This window comes from Streptomyces sp. MS06 (assembly GCF_047200655.1).
Classification (GTDB): Bacteria; Actinomycetota; Actinomycetes; order Streptomycetales; family Streptomycetaceae; genus Streptomyces.
The window spans coordinates 167,839-191,181 of sequence record NZ_JBJZOJ010000001.1; the positions used below are offsets into that span (position 1 = coordinate 167,839).

Annotated in this window: 17 protein-coding genes and 1 riboswitch; of the genes, 10 read left to right on the forward strand and 7 right to left on the reverse strand. The window is 73.2% G+C overall.

From position 1 onward, the window contains the following. Nucleotides 1-485 precede the first annotated feature (485 nt). Together ACL02U_RS00675 and ACL02U_RS00680 are read left to right on the forward strand one after the other, a co-directional pair. On the forward strand, nucleotides 486-1,361 hold the full coding sequence (locus tag ACL02U_RS00675; RefSeq protein ID WP_412788562.1) for a lipase family alpha/beta hydrolase: 876 nt from the start codon (nucleotides 486-488) through the stop codon (nucleotides 1,359-1,361). Nucleotides 1,362-1,653: 292 nt separating this feature from the next. Further along, nucleotides 1,654-3,195, forward strand: coding sequence for a peptidoglycan DD-metalloendopeptidase family protein (locus ACL02U_RS00680; RefSeq protein WP_412788563.1), 1,542 nt, complete (start codon nucleotides 1,654-1,656; stop codon nucleotides 3,193-3,195). Between the two features lie 189 nt (nucleotides 3,196-3,384). On the opposite strand, the gene pcrA is transcribed toward ACL02U_RS00680, so the two are convergent. Further along, on the reverse strand, nucleotides 3,385-5,865 hold the full coding sequence (pcrA, locus tag ACL02U_RS00685) for a DNA helicase PcrA (RefSeq protein WP_412788564.1): 2,481 nt from the start codon (nucleotides 5,863-5,865) through the stop codon (nucleotides 3,385-3,387). A 485-nt stretch (nucleotides 5,866-6,350) separates the two neighbouring features. Further along, nucleotides 6,351-6,521, forward strand: a riboswitch (cyclic di-AMP (ydaO/yuaA leader). Between the two features lie 8 nt (nucleotides 6,522-6,529). Between pcrA and ACL02U_RS00690 the strand changes: the two genes are divergently transcribed. Together ACL02U_RS00690 and ACL02U_RS00695 are read left to right on the forward strand one after the other, a co-directional pair. After that, nucleotides 6,530-7,717 carry an NlpC/P60 family protein gene (locus tag ACL02U_RS00690; protein ID WP_412788565.1) on the forward strand — a complete coding sequence of 396 codons (1,188 nt, stop codon included), beginning with the start codon at nucleotides 6,530-6,532 and terminating at the stop codon, nucleotides 7,715-7,717. Between the two features lie 268 nt (nucleotides 7,718-7,985). After that, the gene (locus ACL02U_RS00695) at nucleotides 7,986-8,990 is read left to right on the forward strand and encodes a hypothetical protein (protein WP_412788566.1); all 1,005 of its coding nucleotides are present in this window, start codon (nucleotides 7,986-7,988) and stop codon (nucleotides 8,988-8,990) included. On the opposite strand, the gene ACL02U_RS00700 is transcribed toward ACL02U_RS00695, so the two are convergent. Then, nucleotides 8,968-9,321: a hypothetical protein gene (locus ACL02U_RS00700; protein ID WP_412788567.1), complete on the reverse strand. Its 354-nt coding sequence runs from the start codon at nucleotides 9,319-9,321 to the stop codon at nucleotides 8,968-8,970. The two genes, ACL02U_RS00695 and ACL02U_RS00700, sit on opposite strands and share 23 nt — an antisense overlap. Before the next feature lie 467 nt (nucleotides 9,322-9,788). Here ACL02U_RS00700 and ACL02U_RS00705 point away from each other — a divergent pair, with 467 nt between their 5' ends. After that, the gene (locus ACL02U_RS00705; protein ID WP_412788568.1) at nucleotides 9,789-10,850 is read left to right on the forward strand and encodes an NlpC/P60 family protein; all 1,062 of its coding nucleotides are present in this window, start codon (nucleotides 9,789-9,791) and stop codon (nucleotides 10,848-10,850) included. A 93-nt stretch (nucleotides 10,851-10,943) separates the two neighbouring features. On the opposite strand, the gene ACL02U_RS00710 is transcribed toward ACL02U_RS00705, so the two are convergent. Both ACL02U_RS00710 and ACL02U_RS00715 read right to left on the reverse strand, forming a co-directional pair. Then, nucleotides 10,944-11,690: a LuxR C-terminal-related transcriptional regulator gene (locus tag ACL02U_RS00710; protein WP_412788569.1), complete on the reverse strand. Its 747-nt coding sequence runs from the start codon at nucleotides 11,688-11,690 to the stop codon at nucleotides 10,944-10,946. After that, nucleotides 11,687-13,015 (reverse strand): PspC domain-containing protein, encoded by a 1,329-nt coding sequence (locus tag ACL02U_RS00715; RefSeq protein ID WP_412788570.1) that lies wholly within the window; start codon nucleotides 13,013-13,015, stop codon nucleotides 11,687-11,689. Before ACL02U_RS00715 ends, ACL02U_RS00710 begins: the two co-directional genes overlap by 4 nt. 143 nt (nucleotides 13,016-13,158) lie before the next feature. Here ACL02U_RS00715 and ACL02U_RS00720 point away from each other — a divergent pair, with 143 nt between their 5' ends. Beyond that, nucleotides 13,159-14,730 carry a PspC domain-containing protein gene (locus ACL02U_RS00720; protein WP_412788571.1) on the forward strand — a complete coding sequence of 524 codons (1,572 nt, stop codon included), beginning with the start codon at nucleotides 13,159-13,161 and terminating at the stop codon, nucleotides 14,728-14,730. Beyond that, nucleotides 14,717-14,959, forward strand: coding sequence for a hypothetical protein (locus tag ACL02U_RS00725; RefSeq protein WP_412788572.1), 243 nt, complete (start codon nucleotides 14,717-14,719; stop codon nucleotides 14,957-14,959). The genes ACL02U_RS00720 and ACL02U_RS00725 overlap by 14 nt, the downstream gene beginning before the upstream one ends. A gap of 106 nt (nucleotides 14,960-15,065) precedes the next feature. On the opposite strand, the gene ACL02U_RS00730 is transcribed toward ACL02U_RS00725, so the two are convergent. Continuing rightward, nucleotides 15,066-16,343 (reverse strand): hypothetical protein, encoded by a 1,278-nt coding sequence (locus ACL02U_RS00730; protein WP_412788573.1) that lies wholly within the window; start codon nucleotides 16,341-16,343, stop codon nucleotides 15,066-15,068. 221 nt (nucleotides 16,344-16,564) lie between these two features. Between ACL02U_RS00730 and ACL02U_RS00735 the strand changes: the two genes are divergently transcribed. Next, nucleotides 16,565-17,461, forward strand: a complete 897-nt coding sequence (locus ACL02U_RS00735) for a DUF4429 domain-containing protein (RefSeq protein ID WP_412788574.1) — start codon at nucleotides 16,565-16,567, stop codon at nucleotides 17,459-17,461. Between the two features lie 190 nt (nucleotides 17,462-17,651). Continuing rightward, nucleotides 17,652-18,143, forward strand: coding sequence for a pyridoxamine 5'-phosphate oxidase family protein (locus ACL02U_RS00740; protein ID WP_412788575.1), 492 nt, complete (start codon nucleotides 17,652-17,654; stop codon nucleotides 18,141-18,143). 88 nt (nucleotides 18,144-18,231) lie between these two features. Here the strand turns inward: ACL02U_RS00740 and guaA are convergent, their stop codons facing one another. Continuing rightward, nucleotides 18,232-19,812: a glutamine-hydrolyzing GMP synthase gene (guaA, locus tag ACL02U_RS00745; protein WP_412788576.1), complete on the reverse strand. Its 1,581-nt coding sequence runs from the start codon at nucleotides 19,810-19,812 to the stop codon at nucleotides 18,232-18,234. Between the two features lie 351 nt (nucleotides 19,813-20,163). Between guaA and ACL02U_RS00750 the strand changes: the two genes are divergently transcribed. Further along, on the forward strand, nucleotides 20,164-20,460 hold the full coding sequence (locus tag ACL02U_RS00750) for a chorismate mutase (protein WP_412788577.1): 297 nt from the start codon (nucleotides 20,164-20,166) through the stop codon (nucleotides 20,458-20,460). A 936-nt stretch (nucleotides 20,461-21,396) separates the two neighbouring features. Here ACL02U_RS00750 and ACL02U_RS00755 read toward each other — a convergent pair. Further along, a complete protein-coding gene (locus ACL02U_RS00755) occupies nucleotides 21,397-23,232 on the reverse strand; it encodes a GMC family oxidoreductase N-terminal domain-containing protein (RefSeq protein ID WP_412788578.1) in 1,836 nt (611 codons plus the stop codon). Nucleotides 23,233-23,343 lie beyond the last annotated feature (111 nt).

A 23,343-nucleotide genomic window follows, 5' to 3' on the forward strand; every position in this document is an offset into this window, starting at 1 on the left:
CCGTGGCACGGATGCCCCGCGCCGAAGCGGCCGGGGAAGTGAACGAACGTTATCGCCAGCATCCCGCAACCGGCGGTTTCACGGAGCGCAGGGAGGGGGAAATCACATGGAGGGACACGTTCGCCGCGCAGCGTTCCGGACGCTCGCGGCCCGGGGACCGCTGTCGGCGGAACCGGGGTCGCGGCGGGGCCTGCGCGAGGGGAGCCGCCTCGAGGCACCCCCACCGGAGCACAGTAGGAAGCCGCACACCGCTCCGGTGAGCAGCGTCGACGCAGGGACACACGGCCAGCAGGGCGGGCAGAGCAAGGGCGGCGGGGAGTCCGTCGCCGCGTCGGCGGGAGACCCCGGAGCGTCATCGGCGCCACCGGCGCTCTCGCCCACCCCACATGGTCCGCACGTGTCCGTCGACCGCCTCGACCGCGACTGCCCACGGACTGCACACGGGGGACAGGGCCGTCCTCGCGCGTGCCGACAGGAGGTCGGCCATGAAGGTGACCAGGGTTCTGCAGCCCGCGCTGCCGTTGTGCCGGCTCTTCCTTCCCGCCAGGCTGGCGGGCACGTCCGTGGCGCTGCTGAAAGCGACCGCGCTGGAGGCGGCCATCCTCGCGGGACACCTCCTGCTCTACCCGTCGGGCATCGTCCCGGAGCGCCGCGAACCCGCCCGGCCGCTGGTTCCGCCGCAGGACGGTCCGGACCCGGCGAGGCTGCCGGGTCCGGACCGGCCGCCGGTGGTGCTGCTGCACGGCTTCATCGACAACCGGTCGGTCTTCCTGCTGCTGCGCCGCAATCTCGCCCAGCACGGCCGGCAGCGCGTCGAGTCCCTCAACTACTCACCGCTGACGTGCGACATCCGCGGCGCCGCCGCACTGCTCGGCCGGTGCATCGAGGAGATCTGCGAGCGCACCGGCAGCAGCCGGGTGGACATCGTGGGGCACAGCCTCGGCGGCCTGATCGCGCGCCACTACGTTCAGCGACAGGGTGGTGACCAGCGCGTACGCACACTGGTCACCCTCGGCACCCCGCACTCGGGCACCCGCGTGGCGCCACTGGCCGACATCCACCCCCTCGTGCGGCAGATGCGCCCCGGCTCGGCGGTGCTGGAGGAGCTGAACCGGCCCGCGCCCGACTGCCGCACCCGGTTCGTCAGCTTCTGGAGCGACCTCGACCACCTGATGGAACCACTCGATGCCGCCTGCATCGACCATCCCGACCTGAACGCGGAGAACGTCCGGGTGAGCGGGGTGGGGCACCTCGCGCTGCCCGTGCATCCCGCGGTGGCGGCGGGCATACGGCAGGCGCTGGACGCCGAACTGCCCGGCGCCGACTCCACCGGGCCGGCGAGCGGCGTCACGGTCGCCTAGCGCCACGGCATGTGAGCCGCGTCCGCGGCGCGAGCCTTCGGACGTCCGCCCTACGGCCTCCCGGGTCGGGTTCGGGGCGCGCGGAGCCGCTTTTCGGGCCGCCCGAACCGGTCAGGAGTCGAACAATCATCGAACACAGTGCCAAGGGTGTGCCCGCCGTTCGCCCGAAGGCAGCCGAATGCCCGTTTCCTGCGGGCGCGAAACCTGACGAAGATTGTCGCGCCCGCATACCGCCGGGTACAGTCACCGCACTGCTCTGGCAGCCCCTGTTGTCGAGGCGAAAGAGAAGTTGGTGAACGACCGTCACCCGTCGGGAATCATGACCACCCCGGCCCCGGCTTCCGACGCCCCCTCGGCGCACTACCCGCCGTACGGCACCCAGGACGCCTCGTACGGAGACCTCACCACCTACGGCGGCTACGACGCGAACGGGTTCTCCGCCGACGGCCACGGCACCGCGGACTTCCAGGCCGACCCTCTTCACGGCGGATACCCGGGCGGCGCCACCGGCGGCTACGACAGCTCGTCGTGGTCGACCGACGGCAGCGGGACGCCGTACCCGGACACGTACGCGACGCACTACGCCGCCTGCGACACCGGCGCCTACGACGCGACCGCCTGGGCCGCCGACCAGCACCACCTGTCCAGCCTTCCGCAGCAGGCCACGGCCGCGGACCTCTCCGGCCGGTGGGACTCCTCCGGCCAGTGGGACGCCTCGCCCTGGCTGCAGCCGCAGGATCCGTCCACCGCCGACCCCACGCAGCAGTGGGACTGGGGCACGCAGTCCTACGAGACCGGCACCTACGACGCGACGCAGTGGAACGGCGAGGGCGGGACCCCGGAGCCGTACGCGCAGCAGCCCGACCCCGGGCAGCCGGGGGCGGAGGCCCAGGAGGCCTGGTCGGAGACCGGCGCACCGCAGTCGACCGCCGTCTTCGAGCAGCCGGTCGACGAGCACGCCGCGGGCGAGGACGGGCCGTCCGCCACCGGCGAGCTGCCCGCGGTGGACATGCCGTCCGCCGCATCGCCCGCCGACGGCCCGGACGGCCCGGCGGAAAGCGCTGCGGTCCGCCCCCCGCGTGCCGCCTCCCGCGGAACCCGCTCCCGCCGGCGCGCTCCCGCCAAGCGGTCCGCGCTGCTCACCATCGCCGTGCCGTCGGTGTGTGTGATGGGTGTCGCCGGCATCGCCGCGGCCTCCGTGGGGACCTTCGACGGTGACGGCCGGGACGCCACGGCGTCCGCACCGGATCCGGGCTCGGTGAAGCAGTCCCCCGCCAACAGCAAGCTGGACACCCAGCTCGCGAAACTCTCCGCCGGAGCCGACGACTTCGTCGACCGGGCCAGCCGCACCCAGGAGCGCATCGACCTCAAGGCCGAGCAGGAGGCCGAGCGGAAGAAAGCGGCGGAGGAGGCGGCCCGCAAGGAGCGGTTGCGCCCCAAGTTCGCCCTTCCGGTGGCGCAGCGCGGGCTCAGCGCCTACTACGGCCAGGCCGGCGTCAACTGGATGTCGGTCCATACCGGCATCGACTTCCCGGTGTCGTACGGCACTACCGTCATGGCGGCGACCGACGGTGTCGTGTCGACGAAGTGGAACAGCGCCTACGGCAACATGATGATCGTGACGGCGAAGGACGGCACCCAGACCTGGTACTGCCATCTGTCCCGGTACCGCGTCGCCCCCGGCACTACCGTGAAGGCGGGACAGCCGATCGCGTACTCCGGGAACTCCGGCAACACGACCGGTCCGCACCTGCACTTCGAAGTGCGCCCCAACGGCGGCTCGACGATAGACCCGCTGCCGTGGCTGCGCAGCCACGACCTCGACCCCACGTAGCAGGGGCCGGGCCGTAAGGTCCGAAGCCGAAGCGGGTCGGGCCCCGCCCCGCACCCCGCCCGTGCCCCGCCCTGTGACCTCCTGGCCCACTCTCACGCCCCCTGCGCGGCTCCCGGCCCGCGGCGCCGCCGGGTGGGTGGGACGAAACGCGCCCCGGGGGCGCTCAACCCCCCGGGGGCACTCAACCGGTCAGAGCTTCTCCACCGGTGCGTACCGCAGCAGCAGCCGCTTCGGCTTGGCGTCGCCGAAGTCGATCGTCGCCTCCGCGTTCCCGCCGGAGCCCTTCACCGCGACCACGGTGCCGAGACCGAACTGGTCGTGCGTCACCCGGTCCCCGACGGCCAGCCCGACCACCGGCTTCTCGTCGGTGCGCCGGGTGGCGAACCCGGACGCGCCCGAGGCCGAGGAGCGGGAGCGGGAGGAGGACAGCGACGCCGCCACCCCCGACGCGGGGCCGGTGGAGACCGGCGCGGTCGCCCCGGTGCGTTTCCAGTCGACGTGCACCGCCGGGATCTCCTCCAGGAAGCGGGAGGGCGGGTTGTACGAGGGCTGGCCCCAGGCGCTGCGCATCGTCGACCGGGTGAGGTACAGCCGCTCCCGCGCGCGGGTGATGCCGACGTAGGCCAGGCGGCGCTCCTCCTCCAGTTCCTTGGTCTGGCCGAGGGCGCGCATGTGCGGGAAGACGCCGTCCTCCATGCCGGTCAGGAAGACGACCGGGAACTCCAGGCCCTTGGCGGTGTGCAGGGTCATCAGCGTGATGACGCCGTCGCCGTCCTCCTCGTCGGGGATCTGGTCGGAGTCGGCGACCAGCGCGACCTGTTCCAGGAAGTCGGCCAGGGTGGCGCCCGCGGCCTCGTCCCGCTCCTGCTCGAACTCCAGAGCCACCGCGGCGAGTTCCTGGAGGTTCTCGATCCGGGTCTCGTCCTGCGGGTCGGTGGACGCCTGGAGTTCGGCCAGGTAGCCGGTGCGTTCGAGGATCGCCTCCAGCACCGTCGCGGGGCCCGCACCGGACTCGACGACCGTCCGCAGGTCCTCCATCAGCGTGTTGAACCGCTTCACGGCGTTCGCCGACCGGGCCGCCATGCCGTAGGCCTCGTCCACCCGGCGCAGCGCCTGCGGGAAGCTGATCTTCTCGCGCTGGGAGAGGGCGTCGATCATGGCCTCGGCCCGCTCGCCGATGCCACGCTTCGGCACGTTGAGGATGCGGCGCAGCGGCACGGAGTCCTCCGGGTTGGCCAGCACCCGCAGGTAGGCCAGTACGTCCCGGACCTCCCTGCGCTCGTAGAAGCGCACTCCGCCGACGACCTTGTAGGGCAGGCCGACGCGGATGAAGACCTCTTCGAAGACACGTGACTGCGCGTTGGTGCGGTAGAAGACGGCTACGTCGCCCGCCTTGGCGTCGCCCTCGTCGACCAGGCGGTCTATCTCGTCGGCGACGAACTGGGCCTCGTCGTGCTCGGTGTCGGCGACGTACCCGGTGATGCGCGCGCCGGTGCCCGCGTTGGTCCACAGGTTCTTCGGGCGGCGTGACTCGTTGCGCTCGATGACGGCGTTGGCCGCGGTGAGGATGGTCTGCGTGGAGCGGTAGTTCTGCTCCAGCAGGATCGTGGTCGCGTCCGGGTAGTCCTCCTCGAACTGGAGGATGTTGCGGATGGTCGCGCCACGGAAGGCGTAGATGGACTGGTCGGCGTCGCCCACCACGCACAGTTCGGCGGGCGGCAGGTCGTGCTCGGCGGGCGGGACGTCCTCGTCGTGCGCCCCGGTGCCGACCAGTTCGCGGACCAGGGCGTACTGGGCGTGGTTGGTGTCCTGGTACTCGTCGACCAGGACGTGCCGGAAGCGGCGGCGGTAGTGCTCGGCGACGTCCGGGAAGGCGCGCAGCAGGTTCACCGTCGTCATGATCAGGTCGTCGAAGTCGAGCGCGTTGGCCTCGCGCAGCCGCGACTGGTAGAGCGCGTAGGCCTGCGCGAGGGTCTTCTCGAATCCGTCGGCGGCCTGGGCGGCGAAGTCCTCCTCGTCGATCAGCTCGTTCTTCAGGTTGCTGATCTTCGCGCTGAAGGACTTGGGCGGATAGCGCTTGGGATCGAGGTCGAGATCCCGGCAGACCAGGGCCATCAGCCGCTTGGAGTCGGCGGCGTCGTAGATGGAGAACGACGAGGTGAAGCCGAGTTTCTTGCTCTCCCGGCGCAGGATGCGCACGCAGGCGCTGTGGAAGGTCATCACCCACATGGCGTTCGCGCGCGGGCCGACGAGCTGCTCGACGCGCTCCTTCATCTCGCCCGCGGCCTTGTTGGTGAAGGTGATCGCGAGGATCTGCCCGGGGTGCGCTCCCCGTTCGGCCAGCAGGTGCGCGATGCGGTGGGTGAGCACCCGGGTCTTGCCGGAGCCGGCGCCGGCCACGATGAGCAGCGGGGAGCCGGAGTGCACCACCGCGGCGCGCTGGTTGTCGTTCAGTCCCTCCAGCAGCGCGGCGGGGTCCACCACCGGCCGCGGGGAGCCGTCGCGGTAGTGCGCGTCGCGGTCGGGCGGCACGTCGAACTTCCCGCCGAACAGATCGTCCGGAATCGACTCCGGAGCGTGGTCGTCCTCGGGTGGCGGCGGGAGGTGCTCCTCCTGGGCCCGCGGGGCCTGGAGGTCCGCCAGGAAGCTGTCGTCAAAGAGGCTGCTCATCGCTCTCCGAGTCTAGGGCGCCGCACTGACAGCTCGCGGCCGCCTCGGGAAGACCGTCCGGATCGGCGCCGAACCGGTCCGCGACGGCGACCCGTGTGCTGCGGCGGGCGGTACGGGAGCGCGGTACGGGAGCGCGGTACGGCGGAGGGCGTGCCGCGCCGGGAAGGGTCGCCGGTGGTTCCCCGGACGGGACCGGCGGAGGGGTCGGGACGGACGGTGCGAACGGGGTGGCCGGGGGTTCCGGGGAGGCAGGCGAGAAGTCGCCCCCGGGGCGGACCCGGAGCGGGCCCGGAAAGCGCCTTCCGGGCCGGGAAGGGCCCGAGTGGTATCGGAAACCTTCCGGAAGGGTCACGCTGAGCAACGCTCCGGGATCAGGTCACGAAAATGTATCGGGCATATCACTCATCAACCTTCACAGGAGCCTCACGAGTTGGCTACCGTGCCGGTCGGGCCGCAGGGCAGCCACCGGCGAACGTCGTCGGGCCGCGCGGCCTCCGCCGAGTCCGACGCGCCCGCACGGCGCCCGGAGCCGGGGACCCAACCGAGACCTGGGGTGAATCGGGCCGTTCCGTCACCGGTACGGCCCGTAGGGCCAGCCTTCCGAACCGTCCGCCCGAACCCGACAGCTAACCCGGTAGGCGGAACATGGAAGGAGTCGCCTCCCTTGGCGTCGCACCGCAAGTCGCGTCCCGCAGGCAACCGGGTGTCCGGTATCCGCACCCCCGCAATCGCCACGGCCGCCCTGACCTCCGTCGCCCTGCTCTCCCAGACGGCCGACGCCTCGCCCTCCACCGACGACCGGCCGAGCCTGGAGGAGGTCGAGAAGAAGGTCGACGACCTGTACCGGCAGGCCGAGGCGGCGACGGACAAGTACAACGCCGCCAAGGAGCGGACGACGAAGCAGCGCAAGCGCGTCGACACCCTCCTGGACCAGGTCGCCGAGCGCACCAGGGGGCTCAACGACGCCCGGGAGGAACTGGGTTCCTTCGCAGCCGCCCAGTACCGCACCGGCGCGGCCGTCCCCGACACGGCGACCTTCCTGCTCGCGGACTCCCCGCAGGACTACTTCGACCACGCCCAGGTGATGAACCGGCTCACCGGACGCCAGAAGGCGGCGGTCGACGACTACATCACGCAGCAGTCGCAGGCCATGGAGCAGCGCCGGGAGGCCACCGAGAGCCTGCAGACGCTGACCGAGACCCAGGACGACCTCAAGGCCGCCAAGGCGACCGTCCAGAAGAAGCTGTCGGATGCGCGGGACCTGCTGTCCAGGCTGACCGCGGAGGAGAAGGCCCGGCTGGCCGCGATCGAGAAGCAGAAGCAGGAGGAGGCGGCCCGCAAGGCCGCCGAACTGGCCCGGCAGCAGGCGGAGGAGCAGCAGCGCCAGGCGGATGCCGCCGCTCAGCAGCAACAGCAGGCGCAGACCGGCGACACGTCGGGGACCGGCACGTCCGACAGCGGCTCCTCGGGCACCTCCACCGGCACCGCCTCCGCCACCCAGGCCGACAAGGCCCTCGCCTTCGCACGCGCGCAGATCGGCAAGCCCTACGTCTGGGGCGCCACGGGCCCCGGCTCCTACGACTGCTCCGGTCTCACCCAGGCCGCCTGGAAGGCCGCCGGTGTCGACCTTCCCCGCACCACCTACGACCAGGTGAACGCCGGCACCACGGTGCCGCTGTCCCAGGCCAGGCCCGGGGACCTGGTCTTCTTCTACAGCGACGTCAGCCACGTAGGCATCTACATCGGCAACGGGATGATGATCCACGCTCCGAAGCCCGGTGCGTACGTCCGCGAGGAGTCGATCTACTACGACGGCGAGTCGGCGATCCACAGCGTGGTGCGGCCGGCCTGACCCGCCCGGGGCCGCGCTCGGCCCCACCCGTACGGAGGCGCGTCCCGGGTGCGCGGGGCCACGCCTCCCGGCCTCCCGGCAGGCCCCCAGCGCGCCCGAGCGCACTCTGGGGGCGCACTCCGGCGCGTGAGGGGCGCACGGCCATCCCGCGCCGGGGTGCGCCCCGATCACCCGCGCTCTCGCCTCGTTCACCGGGAAGCGCGACAACAGGGCGTGGCGGGCGCCGCCGCGGAGCGGTTGGCGGCTGCCGGAGCACTAGCATCGGCCCATGCCCGCCTCCCACCTCCTGCGCGCCTGGTGGGCGCGGCGTCCGCCGGCGGCCGGAGCCGCCGTGACGGCGACCGGCGCGGTGGCGCTCGCCTGCGATCTGGCCGGCCGGGAGGTGCTGTCACGGATCCTGCTCGTGCTGGCCGGCGCAGCCTGGCTGGGGCTCGCGGCTGACCTGGCCGTCCGGTTTCCGCCGGGCCGCCGGGACCGGTCCGCGGGGGCCGGGAGTCCCGCCGCGCCGACGGCGGTGGCGGCGACCACCGTGGTGGGCACCGGGGTGTGCGCACTGGGCTGGCTGTGGCTCGGCGAGGCGCTGCTGGCACTGGCCGTGGTGCTGTGGCCGGCGCTGCTGGCTGCCGCCGCACCGGGCTGGCGGCGGGGCGTGCCGGGGTCGGTGTTCCTCGGCTGCGTGGCCACGCAGGGGCTGGCCGTGCTCGGCGCGACGCTGGCGCGGGCCGAGGGGGCGCCCTGGCTCGGGTACGTCTCGCTCGCGGTGTTCTGGGCCGGCCTCGCGCTGTACTGCCTCGCGCTGCTCTGCTTCGACCCGCGGGAGGTGGCGAGGGGTGCCGGGGACCAGTGGATCGCCGGCGGGGCGCTCGCGTTCTCGGCGCTGGCCGGGTCGGGGCTGCTGGCGGCGGACGACGCCCTGTCCCTGTGGAACGACGACGACCGCGGCGTCCTGCACCGGGTGACCGTCGGGCTGCTGGTGCTGGGGCTGTGCTGGTACGCCGTGCTGCTGGTCGCCGAGGTGGCCAGGCCCCGGCTCCGCTACGACGTGCGGCGCTGGTCCACCGTGTTCCCGATGGGGATGACCGCCGCGGCCGTCCTGTCCGTCGCCGGCGTGGTCGGCGTGCCCGGACTGCGGGATCCCGGCCGGGCGCTGCTGTGGGTGGCGGTGGCCGCGTGGTGCGTGGTCGCCGCGGGGGCGCTGGGCGCGGTGCGCTCGGCGGGCGGGGCCGCGGGTTCCGCCGGGGCCGGGGGCTTCAGGTCCACAGCACCGCGATGAAGACGTTCGCCGTGGTCAGCAGACCCACCAGCCCGAACAGCCGCTTGTCCACCGTCTCCTCGTCCCGCTTCACGTAGACCAGGCCGAGGATCACGATCAGCAGGGCCAGCTTCACACCGATCTTGATGTTGTCGACCGGGTGGTCGTCCGCCTGGTTGAGGCCGACCAGCACCACACCGGTGACCAGCATCGTCAGCGCGCCGTGCAGCATCGCGGGGACGAAGCGGGCGGTCCCGCGGCCCATGGCCTTCATCTGGGTGAGGAAGCCGCCGAGGAGGGAGGCGATGCCGACGATGTGCAGGCCGACGAAGAGATGGATGAGTACGTCCATGGAAGCGGAGCCTAATCGGGGTCCCCGGCGCCGCCGACACCGGGCCACCGCAGGGCGGAGTCCGCTGCCGCGGGTCGCCGGCACCCGGCCGATGCGCACCCATAGCATTCCGCCGCCCCCTCGGGTCCCGCGGTCGGGCACATTGATCATCGCTCCGCGCGAAGACGGCGGCGGCCGCTCGCCCCGGCGATCACGCACGGCCTCCTTTCGCGCAGACGCCGCCATTTCCTTTCATCCGTTACCAAGTCGACACCGGCACGCCTAGCGTCCTTTCCCAGGTGGTCGACTCCCCACCGCCGCTCGGGCCAGGGGCGGCAGTCGGACACCACCGCCGAGAAGGCCCGGCGGCGGCACGTTCCCCCTTGTGCGGACCGCCGCCGGGCCGAGCAGTCCGACCCTCGGCGGTCGTACGCCGCTCCACTCAGCGGCGGCCGCACGAGTGGTACGGAAAGGACGTGCAAGTCCACGTGGCAGCGCACCGCAAGCACCGACAGCGCTCGCTCAGCGGCCATACGGTCCGCACGGCCGTCACCGTGGCCCTGGCGGGCGTGGCGACCGCGACGGCCTTCGACGGCACCGGCCACGCCGCGCCGCCGCCCACACCGGCGCAGGTCAAGGCCAGGGTGGACAAGCTCTACCGGGAAGCGGAGGTCGCCACCGAGAAGTACGACGGGGCCGAGGAGGAGGCGCAGGCGGCGCAGCGGCACCTGAAGACTCTCCGGGACGAGGCCGCGCGCCGGGAGGACCGGCTCAACGCGGCGCGGGACGCGCTGGGTTCGATCGCCGCGGCCCAGTACCGCGAAGGCGGACTGGCCCCGGCGCTGCAGCTCACCCTCTCCGACGACCCCGACCAGTACCTCGACCGTGCCGCCTTCGCCGAACGGGCGGGCGACCGGCAGGCGGAAGCCGTCGAACGGGTCCGCACCGAGCTCCGGGAGATCCGGCAGCTGCGCGGGGCCGCACGCGTCGAACTGGCCACGCTCACCTCCCGGCAGGCCGAACTGCGCCGGCAGAAGAAGACGATCGACGGCAAGCTGGACACCGCGCGCCGCCTGCTGGACCGGCTCACCGCCGAGCAGCGCGCCCGGCTCACCCGGCAGGGCGGTACTGAGCGTGCCTCCCGGACCGCGACCGGCGGCCGCACCGGGCTGGCGGCACCCGGCTCCGTGACCGCGCCCGACTCCCGTGCTGCGGCGGCCGTCTCCTACGCGTACAGCAAACTCGGCAGCCCCTACGTGTGGGGGGCGACCGGACCGAACGCCTTCGACTGCTCCGGGCTGGTGCAGGCCGCGTACCGGTCCGCCGGAGTCTCACTGCCGCGCACGACCTACGCCCAGATCGACGCGGGGCGGCGCGTGTCCCGTTCCGAACTCCGCCCGGGGGATCTGGTGTTCTTCTACTCCGGTATCAGCCACGTCGGGCTCTACATCGGCAACGGCCAGATGATCCACGCGCCCAACCCGTCGGCACCGGTCCGGGTCGCGCCGATCGACGAGATGCCGTTCGCGGGGGCGACCCGGGTGGCCTGAGACGGCGGCCGGTCCGGGCACCGCCGTGCGCGGGGCCTGCCGCCGCCCCGCGGGCCGGACGGTGCCCGCGCCGGGCCGTCCCCGCTCGTGCCGTCAGACCAGGCGGCGGGCCGTCGCCCAGCGGGTCAACTCGTGCCGGTTGGAGAGCTGGAGCTTGCGCAGTACCGCCGAGACATGGGACTCGACGGTCTTGACGGAGATGAACAGCTGTTTGGCGATCTCCTTGTAGGCGTAGCCGCGGGCGATGAGGCGCAGCACCTCTCTCTCGCGCTGGGTGAGGCGGTCGAGGTCCTCGTCCACCGGCGGTGCGTCGGTGGAGGCGAAGGCGTCGAGCACGAAACCGGCCAGGCGGGGCGAGAAGACGGCGTCGCCTTCCTGGACGCGGAAGACGGAGTCGACGAGGTCCGCACCGGTGATCGTCTTCGTCACATACCCCCGGGCGCCGCCCCGGATGACGCCGATCACGTCCTCCGCCGCGTCCGACACGGACAGCGCGAGGAAGCGGACCGGCCGCTCCGGGTCGGCCATCAAGGCCGCGCAGCGGCGCAGCACCTCCACTCCGCCGCCGCCCGGCAGGTGCACGTCGAGGAGGACCACCTCGGGGCGGGTCGCGGTGATGGCCGTGACCGCCTGGTCGACGTCGGCGGCCTCGCCGACCACCTCGACACCGGTCTCCTCGGTCCGGCCGATCTCGGCCTGCACCCCGGTGCGGAACATGCGGTGGTCGTCGACGAGGACCACACGCACACGGCGGTCCCCGCCGGAGGAACCGCCCTTCCCCGCGGACTCGGCCGTCCCCGCGGACTCGGCCGTACCGTTCGTCTCGGTCGGGTCGCTCATGACGTCTTCTCCGCCCTCTCCATCTCCAGCTCGACCTCGGTGCCGCCGCCCGGAACTCCGCGCAGTCGCGCCGTGCCTCCGTTGCGTTCCATACGGCCGATGATCGACTCCCTGACGCCCATGCGGTCGGCGGGGATCGAGTCCAGGTCGAACCCCGGGCCGCGGTCTCGTACGGACACGAAGACCGACATCCCCTCGACCTCGGCGTAGACCTGCACCGCTCCGCCCTCGCCACCGTACTTGGCCGCGTTCACCATCGCTTCGCGCGCGGCCTGCATCTGCGCACCGGTCTTCTCGTCGAGCGGGCAGTCCCCGACGACCACCACCTCGATCGGCACGCCGTGCTTGTCCTCGACCTCCGCGGCGTTGCGCCGGACCGCGTCGGCGAGTGTGGCCGGCTCGTCGGCTTCGTCCTTGCCGGTGCCCTCCGGTTTGTAGAGCCAGGTCCGCAGGTCCCGCTCCTGGGCGCGGGCCAGACGGCGCACCTCCCCCGCGTTGTCCGCGTTGCGTTGTATCAGCGTCAGGGTGTGCAGCACCGAGTCGTGGACGTGGGCGGCGACCTCGGCGCGCTCCTGCGCACGGATACGCATCAGCCTCTCCTCGGAGAGGTCCTGGGTCACGCGGACCAGGTACGGACCGGCCAGGAGCGTGATTCCGACGAGGACGGCGAGCGCCGCCTGCAGAACGGATCCCAGGTGGGCGGCCGATCCCTGCAGGACGAAGATCGCCGAGACGCCCGCGGTGACGAGGAGGACGCCCGCGCCGGCGCGCAGCAGTGTGAGCGTACGGCGGCGGCTGCCGACCTCGACCCAGCGGGCGCGGCGGGCGTTGTCCGCCTGGCGCCAGACCAGGGCGACACCGGCAGCGACCAGGACGGCGGGCAGGAGGTAGGCCTTGGCCGCACTGCCCAGGTTGACGCTGCCCACGAAAGCCATCGCCACGACGACCATGAGGAGCAGGGCGACGATCTGGCCCCGGTCCGGTTTGCGTCCCACGAGTCTGCGCCGGCCGTCGGGCGAGGTCTCCGTGGCGACCGGGGAGGACGGCCTGTCCTCCCCGACACCGCCCACTCCGAGCGGAACGAAGAACCAGAACGCGGCGTACAGCAGTGTGCCGAGGCCGTCGGCCATGAACAGGCCGACGAAGACCAGGCGCACCCAGACCACGGGCAGCCCGAGGTGCCCGGCGAGGCCCCGCGCCACGCCACCCAGCCAGCGTCCGTCACTGCTGCGGTAGAGCCTGCGCGGCGGCCGCGGTTCGGCGAGGGGCGCTGCTGCGGCTTCCGGCATGCCACTGATGGTCACACGGCGGACGGTCCGGAGCATCAGGGTCCGTCCCCGAGACTCCCCTGATCTTCGGCCGCCCCGCCCGTCGAACGCTTCCCCGGGCTCGGCTCAGGGGTGATATCAGGGTCCGGCCAGGGTCGTCCCGACTGCCGCCCGGGCGACGCGCCCGTCACCATGGACGCATGACCGATCACCACCACGCCGCCGCCCCGGGGCCCGGGACGCCGCGCGGGGCCGGCGCCGCAGCCGGCCCGGGCGCCGCGACCGGCCCGCCCGGGGAGCCGCGCGCACACGCGGAACCGGGCGGGCACCGCCGACCGGGCAGCCAGGCCCCGGCTGCGGAGGGCGCGGGTGCGGAGGGCGCGGGTGCGGAGGGTTCCGGAGCACCCGGGCCGGGCGCGCGGAGCCCGGGCGGGGCCGCCCCGGCGGAGGAGGCGACGCGGCCGCCCGGGTTCCGCCGCGAGCGGCAGGGCAAACTGCTGGCCGGCGTGTGCTCGGGGCTGGGACGGCAGTGCGACATGGACCCGGTGATCTTCCGGATCACGCTGGCGGTACTCTCCGCGACCGGCGGCATCGGCCTCATCTTCTACGGTTTCACCTGGCTGCTCGTCCCCTACGACGGGGAGCGGGAGGAGGAGAACGAGGTCCGCAAGATCCTCACCGGACGCGTCGACGGGCAGGCGCTCACCGCGGTGCTGTTCGCGCTGGTCGGTTGCGGCGTGTTCCTGTCGATGCTGAACAACGGCACGGTGCTCACCTTCGCCGTCGTCGTCTCCCTCCTCCTCGCGGGCGCGGGCTACTGGTCGCAGCGGCGCGGCGCGCCCGATCCGGATCTGCTCAGCGCGCAGGCAGCGGCGGACGCCCCGCCGGAGGCCAAGGCGCCGCCCGCCCCGGCCGCCTACCCCTCCTGGTGGCGCGACCCCATCGTCAAGGACGGCACCCACGTCGGCGGCACGGGTTATCTGTGGGGGCCCCAGGACTCCCGCGACCGCGACATAGCGGCGGCCGTCAACCTCAGCCTCACCGGCCACGAGGGGCACGGCGGCCGGACGAGCGGCGAGGGGGCCGTCGGCGCCGCGCAGGCGCCGCCCGCCCGAGCCCGGGAGCCGGAGCCGCGCGGCCCCCGATGGATCGGCGGCTGGGTCTTCCTGCTCGCCCTCCTGGCGGGCGGTCTGGGCACCGGGCTGACCTGGCAACGGCACCCGCTCGGCAGCAGCCTGCAGACGGGCCTGTCCTGTGCGCTGCTGGCGTTCGGCCTGGGCATCGCGTTCAGTGCCTTCCTCGGCCGGACCGGGGCCGGATCGGTCTTCCTGGCGCTCGTCACGGCGGGCCTGCTGGCCGCCTCCACCGCCCTGCCCGCGAACATCGGCACGCACTGGACACGCACCACCTGGCGGCCCGCCACGGTGGCCGGTGTCCAGGACACCTACGACCTCGGCACAGGTGTCGGGACCCTGGACCTGTCGGGTCTCGAACTCGGCGAGGGGCAGACCCTGGCGACCAGAGCGGAGGTGGGGGTGGGGCGACTGCGGGTGGTCGTGCCGCGGGACGTGACCGTGCGGGTCAGCATCGACGTGGGAATCGGCGACATCCGACTGCCCGGCGAGGAGTCGAAGGACGTGGACGTGGCACCGGACAAGCACAAGCGGGTGACGCTGCCGCCGGCGGACGGGGCCGGTACCGGTGCGGGCACCGTCGCCCTGGATCTGAAGGTCGGTGTGGGACAGGCGGAGGTGAGTCGTGCTGCGTCATGAGTTCCAGCCCGGACGACTGGTCGCCGGCTGCGCCCTCCTGCTCACCGGCGTCGTCTACGCGGGTGACGCGGGCGGGCTGTGGAAGACCCCGTGGTTCGCGGTGATCCCGATGGTCGTGGGCGGGCTGTGCCTGGCCGCCGCGGTCGGCGTCGTGGCCCGGCAGATACGCGGCCGCCGCAGCCGGGGACGCAGCCACGACGCCGCGGCACCATCGGGCCGGACACCCTGACGCAGCGCCACGGGCGGCGACGGGACGAGGACGGCGGCGGCTCGCGGACGGCCGCCCGGCGGGCACACCGCGGCCGGCAATCCGTTCGGGGGCTGCCTGCCGGTCCTCAGTCCGTCACGTCGATGGCGTACCGGTTGGTCTCCACGCCCGCCGCCGTCACCACCTGCACCTCCACGCGCCCCGGCTCCACGTCCGCGGGGACGGGCACGGTCAGGAGCGTGTCGGTGGGGTTGCTGAAGCCGCCGCGGACCGGGACCAGGGGCACGTGGACGTGGACCGGGCCGACCCGGACCGCCATGCGGGCGAGGCGGTCGGCGCCCTGGGCGCCGGGCGGGACGAAGCATGCGCCGCGGATCTCGATGTCGTCGCCGGTGCGGATGGGGGCGTCGAGGTCCCCGGCCTCCCTCGCCCTCACCACGGAGAGGATCACCGGGCGTCCGCCCTCCGCGTACTTGCCGGCCAGGTAGGTCGCGGCGGACACGAGCACCACGGCCGCCAGTCCCCAGGGAAGGTCCGGCAGCCGGTCGGGCCGGCGGGCCAGGCGCACCGCGGCGAACAGCAGGGCGACGGCGCCGGTCACGACGTACTGGATGTCGGCGAAAGAGCCCCGTCCGGAGTCGTCGGTGAGCAGGTCGGCGGCGCGGGGGCGGTCCGCGTGGACCTTCTGCAGCCGCTGGGAGTGCACCCGCAGTCCGACCACTCTGCGCACCAGCACGGCGATCCCGCACACCACCGCGAGCACCGTCACCACACCTGCACCGCGGGCCAGTTCGAGCCCGGACAGCAGAGTGTCCCGCTCTCCGTGCGCGGAGGCGGCCGCGAGCCGGACGGCCAGCACCAGCACCGCGTAGGCGACGAAGAGCACCCAGGCGGCCGCGACCGCACGGGAGGTGGACAGGCGGTTGTCCTCGCCGACGACGGGTGCGAGCGCGCCGCCGCGCGCCCGGTGGAACCAGGACGCGCCGGTCAGCGCGGCGGCGACGACCAGAGCGGACAGCAGCCCGGCCGTGCGCGCAGCGGTCCAGCCGGCGCCGACCGCCGTCAGGGACTGGCCCAGCAGCAGCGCGACGACGGCCGCCCACACCCCGGCGGCCGTGCGGCGCCACAGCCGGTCCAGCCAGGCCCCGCCCGCGGCGCGGCGGCGTTCGGCGACCAGCGCCGCCGACTGGGCGAGCTCCTCGGAGACCCACTGGCGGGACGCCGAGGGCGAATGCGCGACGGCCGCGGGGACGCCCCGGCCGGCGGCGAACTCCTCGCGCCTGGCCAGGAATTCGGCCACCGCCCTGCGGTGCCCCGCACGCGCCCCGTGCGGGCAGTCCCCGCAGGTGCAGCCGCCCCCGTGGAACGCGGTCCCCGCGCCCCGACCCGCCTCCTGCACCGCCACGCCCGACGCCCGCCTTCCCCGTCCTTGCACCCGCTGCGCCGCCGTGACCCGCCACGTTCCGACGCTGCGGCCACGTTCCCACAACTCCGCTGCCTTGAAGGCGAATTGTGCCGTATCCGGCCCTGCTCGCAGACGGCGGTCCCGGGCGGGGCAGGCGGCGGTCCCGGGTGGGGTGGGCGGGAGGGGCGCCGCCGTGTTGACCCGACTGCGAGAATTTCCGTATGGCCGAGATCATCCAGCGTGACGGGGCCTGGGCCTTCGACGGCACGACGGTCAGGATCACGCCGGGACTGCACCGCACCGTGCCGCTGTTCCGGCAGACCTACGGGGAGGTCGCCGTACCGCTGGAGGCGGTGGCGGGTGTCGTCTACGAACCCGAACGCAGGCGCGGCCGACTGCGGATGACGCTGCGTGAGGGCGCCGACCCGCTGCTCCAGGCGACCGGCGGGCGACTGCCGGACGCGGCGGACCCGTACCGGCTGGCGGTGGACGTCGACCGGTCGGGGATCGCCGAGTACTTCGCCGAGGAGATCCGCCGCGCTCTGCTGCTCGACGGGATCCCCAAGGACCCGGCGAGGGCGTACCTGCTGCCCGGGCCGCCGGTGCCGGTGTCCGTGCGGTCCTCCGACGGCACCGTCTCCTTCGACGGGACGCAGGTGCGCATCGACTGGGCCGACACCTCGGACCGGGTCAAGCGGGCGACCGGGCCGCGGATCATCGCCCTCGGTGATCTGGTGCAGGTCGAGTGGTTGCCCAACTCCGTCCACGCGGAGGGTTTCCTGCGTTTCGTCACCCGTGAGACGGTGTTCTCCAAGCTGCCGGCGCAGAAGGACCCCTACGCCATGGACCTGTGGGGCAACGCCCGCCGGGACCTGCTGACGGCCCTGGTGGCGACCGCCGTGACGGCCCGGCTGCCGCATCCCTCCGTGCGTGTCGCTGACCCGGCCGAGGACGAGTGGCCAGGGGCGGGGGCCGCGGCGGGCGCCGCGCACCCGCCGGCCGACCACCACGACGTACTGCTGCGCCGGTTGCGGGAGCTGGGTGAGCTGTACCGTGAGGGCGTCCTCACCGACGAGGAGTTCGCGCGGACGAAGGCGGCGGTGCTGCGCGGCTTCTGAGGGGGCAGGGCGCGACCTGCACGGCCTGGGGGTGGGCGTGCGTGCACCGGCCCGAACGGGCGTTTCCCGACCGCCCACTCGTCCGCGGAGCTCGGTGGGGTGGTCGGCACGCTTCCGGTGATCCGCGCGGGAGGGACCTTCGTTCCCGGAGCGGAGAGCGGATGCGCGGCTTCGGCGCCACACTCGTCGTATGACAGCAACGCAGCCCGCGGCGGCGCCATGGGCGGCTTTCGCAGCCGCCGAACCGGAACTGGCCGGGATCGTCGAGGAGCGCTTCCGCGCTTTCACCCACCACACGCTCGCCACTCTCCGCAAGGACGGTTCGCCCCGGACCAGCGGCCTGGAGGTGGAGTTCCGTGCCGGAGAGCTGTGGCTCGGCATGATGCCGCAGTCCGTCAAGGCGCTCGACCTGCGGCGCGACCCGAGGTTCGCGCTGCAGGCGAACCCCGGGCAGGGCACCTCCATGGGCGGCGGCGACGTGCGGATCTGCGGGCGGGCGCACGAGGTGGCCGAGGGCGAGGTGAAGGCCGCGTACGCGGAGGAGGTGGAACCGCCGCAGCCGTTCCACCTCTTCCGCACCGAGCTGACGGAGGTCGTGCGGACCCGCGTCGAGGACGACTCCTACCTGCTCGTCCAGGTCTGGAGGCCCGGGAAGCCGGTGCGCACTCTCAAACGGACCTGAGCGGGCCGGGGACCGGGCCTGGGACCGGGGCCTGGGACCCGGCCCGGGACCGGGCCAGGGCCTGGGCGGAGCGACCCGCGCCGGGGCCTCACTCCCACTCGATGGTGCCCGGGGGCTTGGAGGTGATGTCCAGGACGACGCGGTTGACGTCGCGGACCTCGTTGGTGATGCGGGTGGAGATCCGGCCCAGGACCTCGTACGGCAGCCGCGACCAGTCGGCGGTCATGGCGTCCTCGGACGACACCGGCCGCAGGACGATCGGGTGGCCGTACGTGCGGCCGTCGCCCTGGACGCCGACGGAGCGGACGTCCGCGAGCAGCACCACGGGGCACTGCCAGATCTCGCGGTCGAGGCCGGCCGCGGTCAGCTCCTCGCGGGCGATGGCGTCGGCCTCGCGCAGCAGGTCGAGGCGCTCCTTGTTCACCTCGCCGACGATGCGGATACCGAGGCCCGGGCCCGGGAAGGGCTGCCGCTGGACGATCTCCTCCGGCAGCCCGAGCTCCTGCCCGACCATCCGGACCTCGTCCTTGAACAGCTTGCGCAGCGGTTCGACGAGCTGGAACTCGAGGTCCTCCGGCAGACCGCCCACGTTGTGGTGGGACTTGATGTTGGCGGTTCCGGTACCGCCGCCGGACTCGACCACGTCGGGGTAGAGGGTGCCCTGGACGAGGAACTCCACCGCGGGGCCCTGGTCGGCGATGATCTCGGCCTGGGCCTGCTCGAAGACCCGGATGAACTCCCGGCCGATGATCTTGCGCTTCTCCTCGGGGTCCGAGACCCCGGCGAGCGCCTCGAGGAAGCGCTGCTCGGCGTCGACGACCTTGAGCTGCACGCCGGTCGCGGCCACGAAGTCCTTCTCGACCTGCTCCGTCTCCCCCTTGCGCATCAGCCCGTGGTCGACGTACACGCAGGTCAGCTGGGAGCCGATGGCCTTCTGCACGAGGGCCGCGGCCACGGCGGAGTCCACCCCGCCGGACAGGCCGCAGATCGCCCGCTTGTCGCCGACCTGCGCGCGGATGGCGGCGACCTGCTCGTCGATCACGCTGCCCGTGGTCCAGTTCGGCTTCAGGCCCGCACCGCGGTACAGGAAGTGCTCCAGCACCTGCTGGCCGTGCGTGGAGTGCATGACCTCGGGGTGGTACTGGACCCCGTACAGCTTCTTCTCGTCGTCCTCGAACGCGGCGACCGGAACGACGTCCGTGGAGGCGGTGACGGTGAAGCCCTCCGGCGCGGCGGAGCAGGCGTCGCCGTGCGACATCCACACGTGCTGCTCGGCCGGGGTGCCCTCGAACAGGGTGGACGACGTCCTGGAGACGTGCAGTCCGGTGCGGCCGTACTCGCGGGACCCGGTGTTGTCCACCGTGCCGCCGAGGCTCCGCGCCATGAGCTGGAAGCCGTAGCACATGCCGAACACGGGGACGCCGGCCCGGAAGATCTCGGGGTCCAGGCTGGGGGCGCCCGGCTCGTACACGGACGAGGGTCCGCCGGAGAGGATGATCGCCGCCGGGTTCTTGGCGAGCATCTCCGCCACCGGCATGGTGCTCGGCACGATCTCGCTGTAGACCCGGGCCTCGCGGACGCGACGGGCGATGAGCTGGGCGTACTGCGCGCCGAAGTCGACGACCAGGACGGTGTCGGGGGCGGCGGCAGCGGGGGTCGCTGATGACACGGGGTGCCTTCTGGTGGTCGGGCGGGGGTCTGTGCTTGCCGATTCTACCGGGGTGCCGGTGGGCGGCCGTCCGCCCGCGAGGGGCTGCGGAGCCGGGTACGCGTCTCAGCATCCGAGCCGACCGGGATGCGCCTTGGCCACCGCGGCCGGCCCGGGCATACTGGGGCCATGCTCTCGCACCAGACGTTCCTGTTTACCTATGGCATCCGGCCCCCCGGCTGCCATGGTCGTGCTGCTTGAGCAACTGACAAGCGACTTCCCAGGCGCCCCGGGCCGACAAGGTCCGGGGCGCCTGGCGTTCGCGGACCCGTCGCTCCGGGGCACCGACACCATCCGAGGAGGAGCCCCGAGATGACCGCCACCACTCCGGAGGCAACGGAGAAGACCGGCGCCCGCACCGACGAGGCGGCGCACCTGATCGCTGACGCCAGGGAGCGCATCGACGCGCTCGACGACCGGATCATCGGCCTGGTGCAGGAGCGGATGGCCGTGTCCGCGGAGATCCAGGAGGCGCGGATCACGTCCGGCGGCCGCCGCGTGAACCTCTCCCGCGAGATGGAGGTCCTCGGCCGCTACCGGGACGCTCTGGGCCGGCCGGGTACCGCGCTCGCCATGACGCTCCTCGAACTGTGCCGGGGTCGCATCTGAGTTCGCACGCGTTCTCACCCGTACGGCGCGTGACCGCCGGTGAACGGCTTCGTTGGTCCCGGTGTCCGTGCCAGCCAGGGGCGGGCCCGAAAGAACCACGCGTGGCTCGCTGGAGCGATGAGGCGTACGGATCGTGCCGTGCGTCGTGGGACCTCGCTCCGGGAAGTGACCGGACGGCAGGGGACAGCAGCCCGGTCACCCAAGAGAACGGTCGGCTCCGGGGACGCCCGGGGCCGTCCGGCGGACATTGCAAATATGCACCGATGCCGGCCCGAACGGTTGCGGGCGCCGCTCTCGTCCAGCACGATGCCAGGAAAGCCAAGTCCCGTCCCCGACAGTCGTATTCGTCCGGTACGGCCGCACCAGCGGGGGCCGAGACCAGCGGCGCAACCCCCCGGCGCCGCTTCCCCAGGCACCGGCGCTGCCCTGACGCCGGTGCTGACCCAAGAAGGGCCCCGCGGCACAACTCCCCCGCGGGGCCCTTCGCTCTGCCCCCACCCGGGCGACCCCGCGCACCTCACGCACGCCGCGCGCCGGCGACCACCGCACCCCGGGCCCCGCAGGCCCCGCGCCCCGGGCACCCCCGCAACCACCGCGCCCGGCACCCCGCAACCCGCGACCCGGCACTCCGGCGGATCAGCGCCCCGCGCTCCCGCCGGGCAATCGCGCGTCCCGGGCCGCCCACGAAGAGACTCTTGTGGCACAAGTCACACAAGAGACTGAAGGGAGCCTCACAACCCTGACCGCCCCTCACCGATCCAACAGGGCGATACCGGGCCGCCACGCCCACCCCGCGACGGGGAGCCTTGACACGGTTCACCACCGGGTCGAGGCGCGGCCGACCGGCCCGGCATGCCTGAGGGACCTGCACTCGGAGGGGGGCGCAGGTCCCTCAGGCATCCGGAGCCGGTGCGCACGGAACTCGGGGCCGGCGGGCTACTCCGCCTTCGGCGGCACCGACGGCATCCCCAGGAACGGGAGCCGCAGCGCACCGAAGGCGTCCGCCGGAACCGCCGGGGACTTCGGCTCGACCGGCTTCAGCCGGGTGTAGGCGGCCCGCTGGTTCGGGCGGGGGTCGGCCTCTCCCTTGTTGGGCCAGAACGACATGGCGCGTTCCGCCTGCGCGGTGATCGTCAGGGACGGGTTGACGCCCAGGTTGGCCGAGACGGCCGCGCCGTCGACGACCGAGATACCGGGATAGCCGTACAGCCGGTGGTACGGGTCGATGACACCCGCGTCCGGGGAGGCGCCGATCGGGCAGCCGCCCAGGAAGTGCGCGGTGAGGGGGGTGCCCATCAGTTCGCCGACGTTGGAGCCGGCGAACCCGTTGATCTCCGCGGCGAGGGCCGAGGCGCCCTCCGTGGCCGCCCTGATCTGCTTGGGGTTGGGAGCGCCGTGCCCCTGGCGGGCGGTGAGCAGGCCCTTGCCGACGCCCGAGGGCTTGAGGTGGGTGGTCAGGGAGTTGTCCAGGGACTGCATCACCAGGCCGATGATGGTCCGCTCCGACCAGCGGCGGTTGGAGAGGGACCGCAGCACCAGCATCGGATGGCGGACCGCGTTGGCCAGCCAGGCTCCGGCCCGGGAGCCGCCCTCGGCGTACGGGACCTGGAGGATCGACAGGCCGCCCATCGAGTTGGAGCCCTTGCCGTAGCGCACCGGCTCGATGTGGGTGTTCGCGTCCGGGTGGACGGAGGAGGTGATGGCGACGCCGCGGGTGAAGTCGGCTCGCGGCTCGCCCGTCGCCTTCCGGTAGCGGCGGTCGTCGGTCTGCGCGCCGACCAGCGCCTCGGAGTTGGTGCGGGTCAGGTCCCCCAGCCGCTCGGAGAGGTGCGGGAGCACGCCGGTCGCCTTCATGCGGTGCAGCAGGGTCTGGGTGCCGTAGGTGCCCGCGGCCAGCACCACCTGCCGTGCGGTGAAGACCCGGCCGCGCCCCTTGCGGCGGTCGTCGGTGGGCAGGGTGGTCACCGCGTGGCCGCCGCGGGAGTCGGTCGTGACGGAGACGACCGTGGTCAGCGGGTGGACCACCGCGCCCGCCCGCTCGGCGAGGTGGAGGTAGTTCTCGGTGAGCGTGTTCTTCGCGCCGTGGCGGCACCCGGTCATGCACTCGCCGCACTCGGTGCAGGCCTTGCGGGCGGGACCGGCGCCGCCGAAGTACGGGTCCGGGGCAGTCCGCCCGGGCTCCGCCTTCACCGAGCCGTCGGAGTCCTCGCCGTCGCCGAAGAACACCCCGACCGGCGCCAGGTGGAAGGTGTCGCCGACGCCCATCCGCTCCGCGGCCGCCTTGAGGTGCACGTCGGAGGGGGTCATGGTCGGGTTGAGACGGACCCCGAGCATGCGTCTGGCCTGGTCGTAGTACGGCTTCAGCTCCTCCTGCCAGTCCGTGATGTCCCGCCACTGCGGGTCCTCGAAGAAGGGCTTCGGCGGCACGTAGAGGGTGTTGGCGTAGTTGAGCGAGCCGCCGCCGACCCCGGCGCCCGCGAGCACCATGACGTTGCCGAGCAGGTGGATGCGCTGGATGCCGTACATCCCGAGCCGGGGTGCCCAGAGGTAGTTCTTCAGGTCCCAGGAGTTCTTCGGCAGGGTCTCGGGGGTGAAGCGGCGGCCGGCTTCCAGGACGCCGACGCGGTAGCCCTTCTCGGTGAGGCGCAGGGCGGAGACCGAGCCGCCGAAGCCCGAGCCCACGATGACGACGTCGTAGTCGTAGCCCTCGTCGTCGTCCTGGACCGGCGCCTGCGCGGGTGCCCGGACGGGGGCTGAGTGCTCCTGTGACACGTGCTCTCCTCGGTCGGAACCGGTACGGGACGACCGGCGTCGGTGTGGTCCAGCGGGTGCCCGGAAGGTCCCGTGCGGTGCCCTCGGCGTCCGGTGCGACGAGAGCCGGGC

Coding starts and splice junctions, on each gene's coding strand:
- ACL02U_RS00675 (WP_412788562.1), top strand. CDS start 486: ATGAAGGTGACCAGGGTTCTGCAGCCCGCGCTGCCGTTGTGCCGGCTC.
- pcrA (WP_412788564.1), bottom strand. CDS start 5,865: ATGAGCAGCCTCTTTGACGACAGCTTCCTGGCGGACCTCCAGGCCCCG.
- ACL02U_RS00695 (WP_412788566.1), top strand. CDS start 7,986: ATGCCCGCCTCCCACCTCCTGCGCGCCTGGTGGGCGCGGCGTCCGCCG.
- ACL02U_RS00700 (WP_412788567.1), bottom strand. CDS start 9,321: ATGGACGTACTCATCCATCTCTTCGTCGGCCTGCACATCGTCGGCATC.
- ACL02U_RS00710 (WP_412788569.1), bottom strand. CDS start 11,690: ATGAGCGACCCGACCGAGACGAACGGTACGGCCGAGTCCGCGGGGACG.
- ACL02U_RS00715 (WP_412788570.1), bottom strand. CDS start 13,015: ATGCTCCGGACCGTCCGCCGTGTGACCATCAGTGGCATGCCGGAAGCC.
- ACL02U_RS00720 (WP_412788571.1), top strand. CDS start 13,159: ATGACCGATCACCACCACGCCGCCGCCCCGGGGCCCGGGACGCCGCGC.
- ACL02U_RS00735 (WP_412788574.1), top strand. CDS start 16,565: ATGGCCGAGATCATCCAGCGTGACGGGGCCTGGGCCTTCGACGGCACG.
- ACL02U_RS00740 (WP_412788575.1), top strand. CDS start 17,652: ATGACAGCAACGCAGCCCGCGGCGGCGCCATGGGCGGCTTTCGCAGCC.
- ACL02U_RS00750 (WP_412788577.1), top strand. CDS start 20,164: ATGACCGCCACCACTCCGGAGGCAACGGAGAAGACCGGCGCCCGCACC.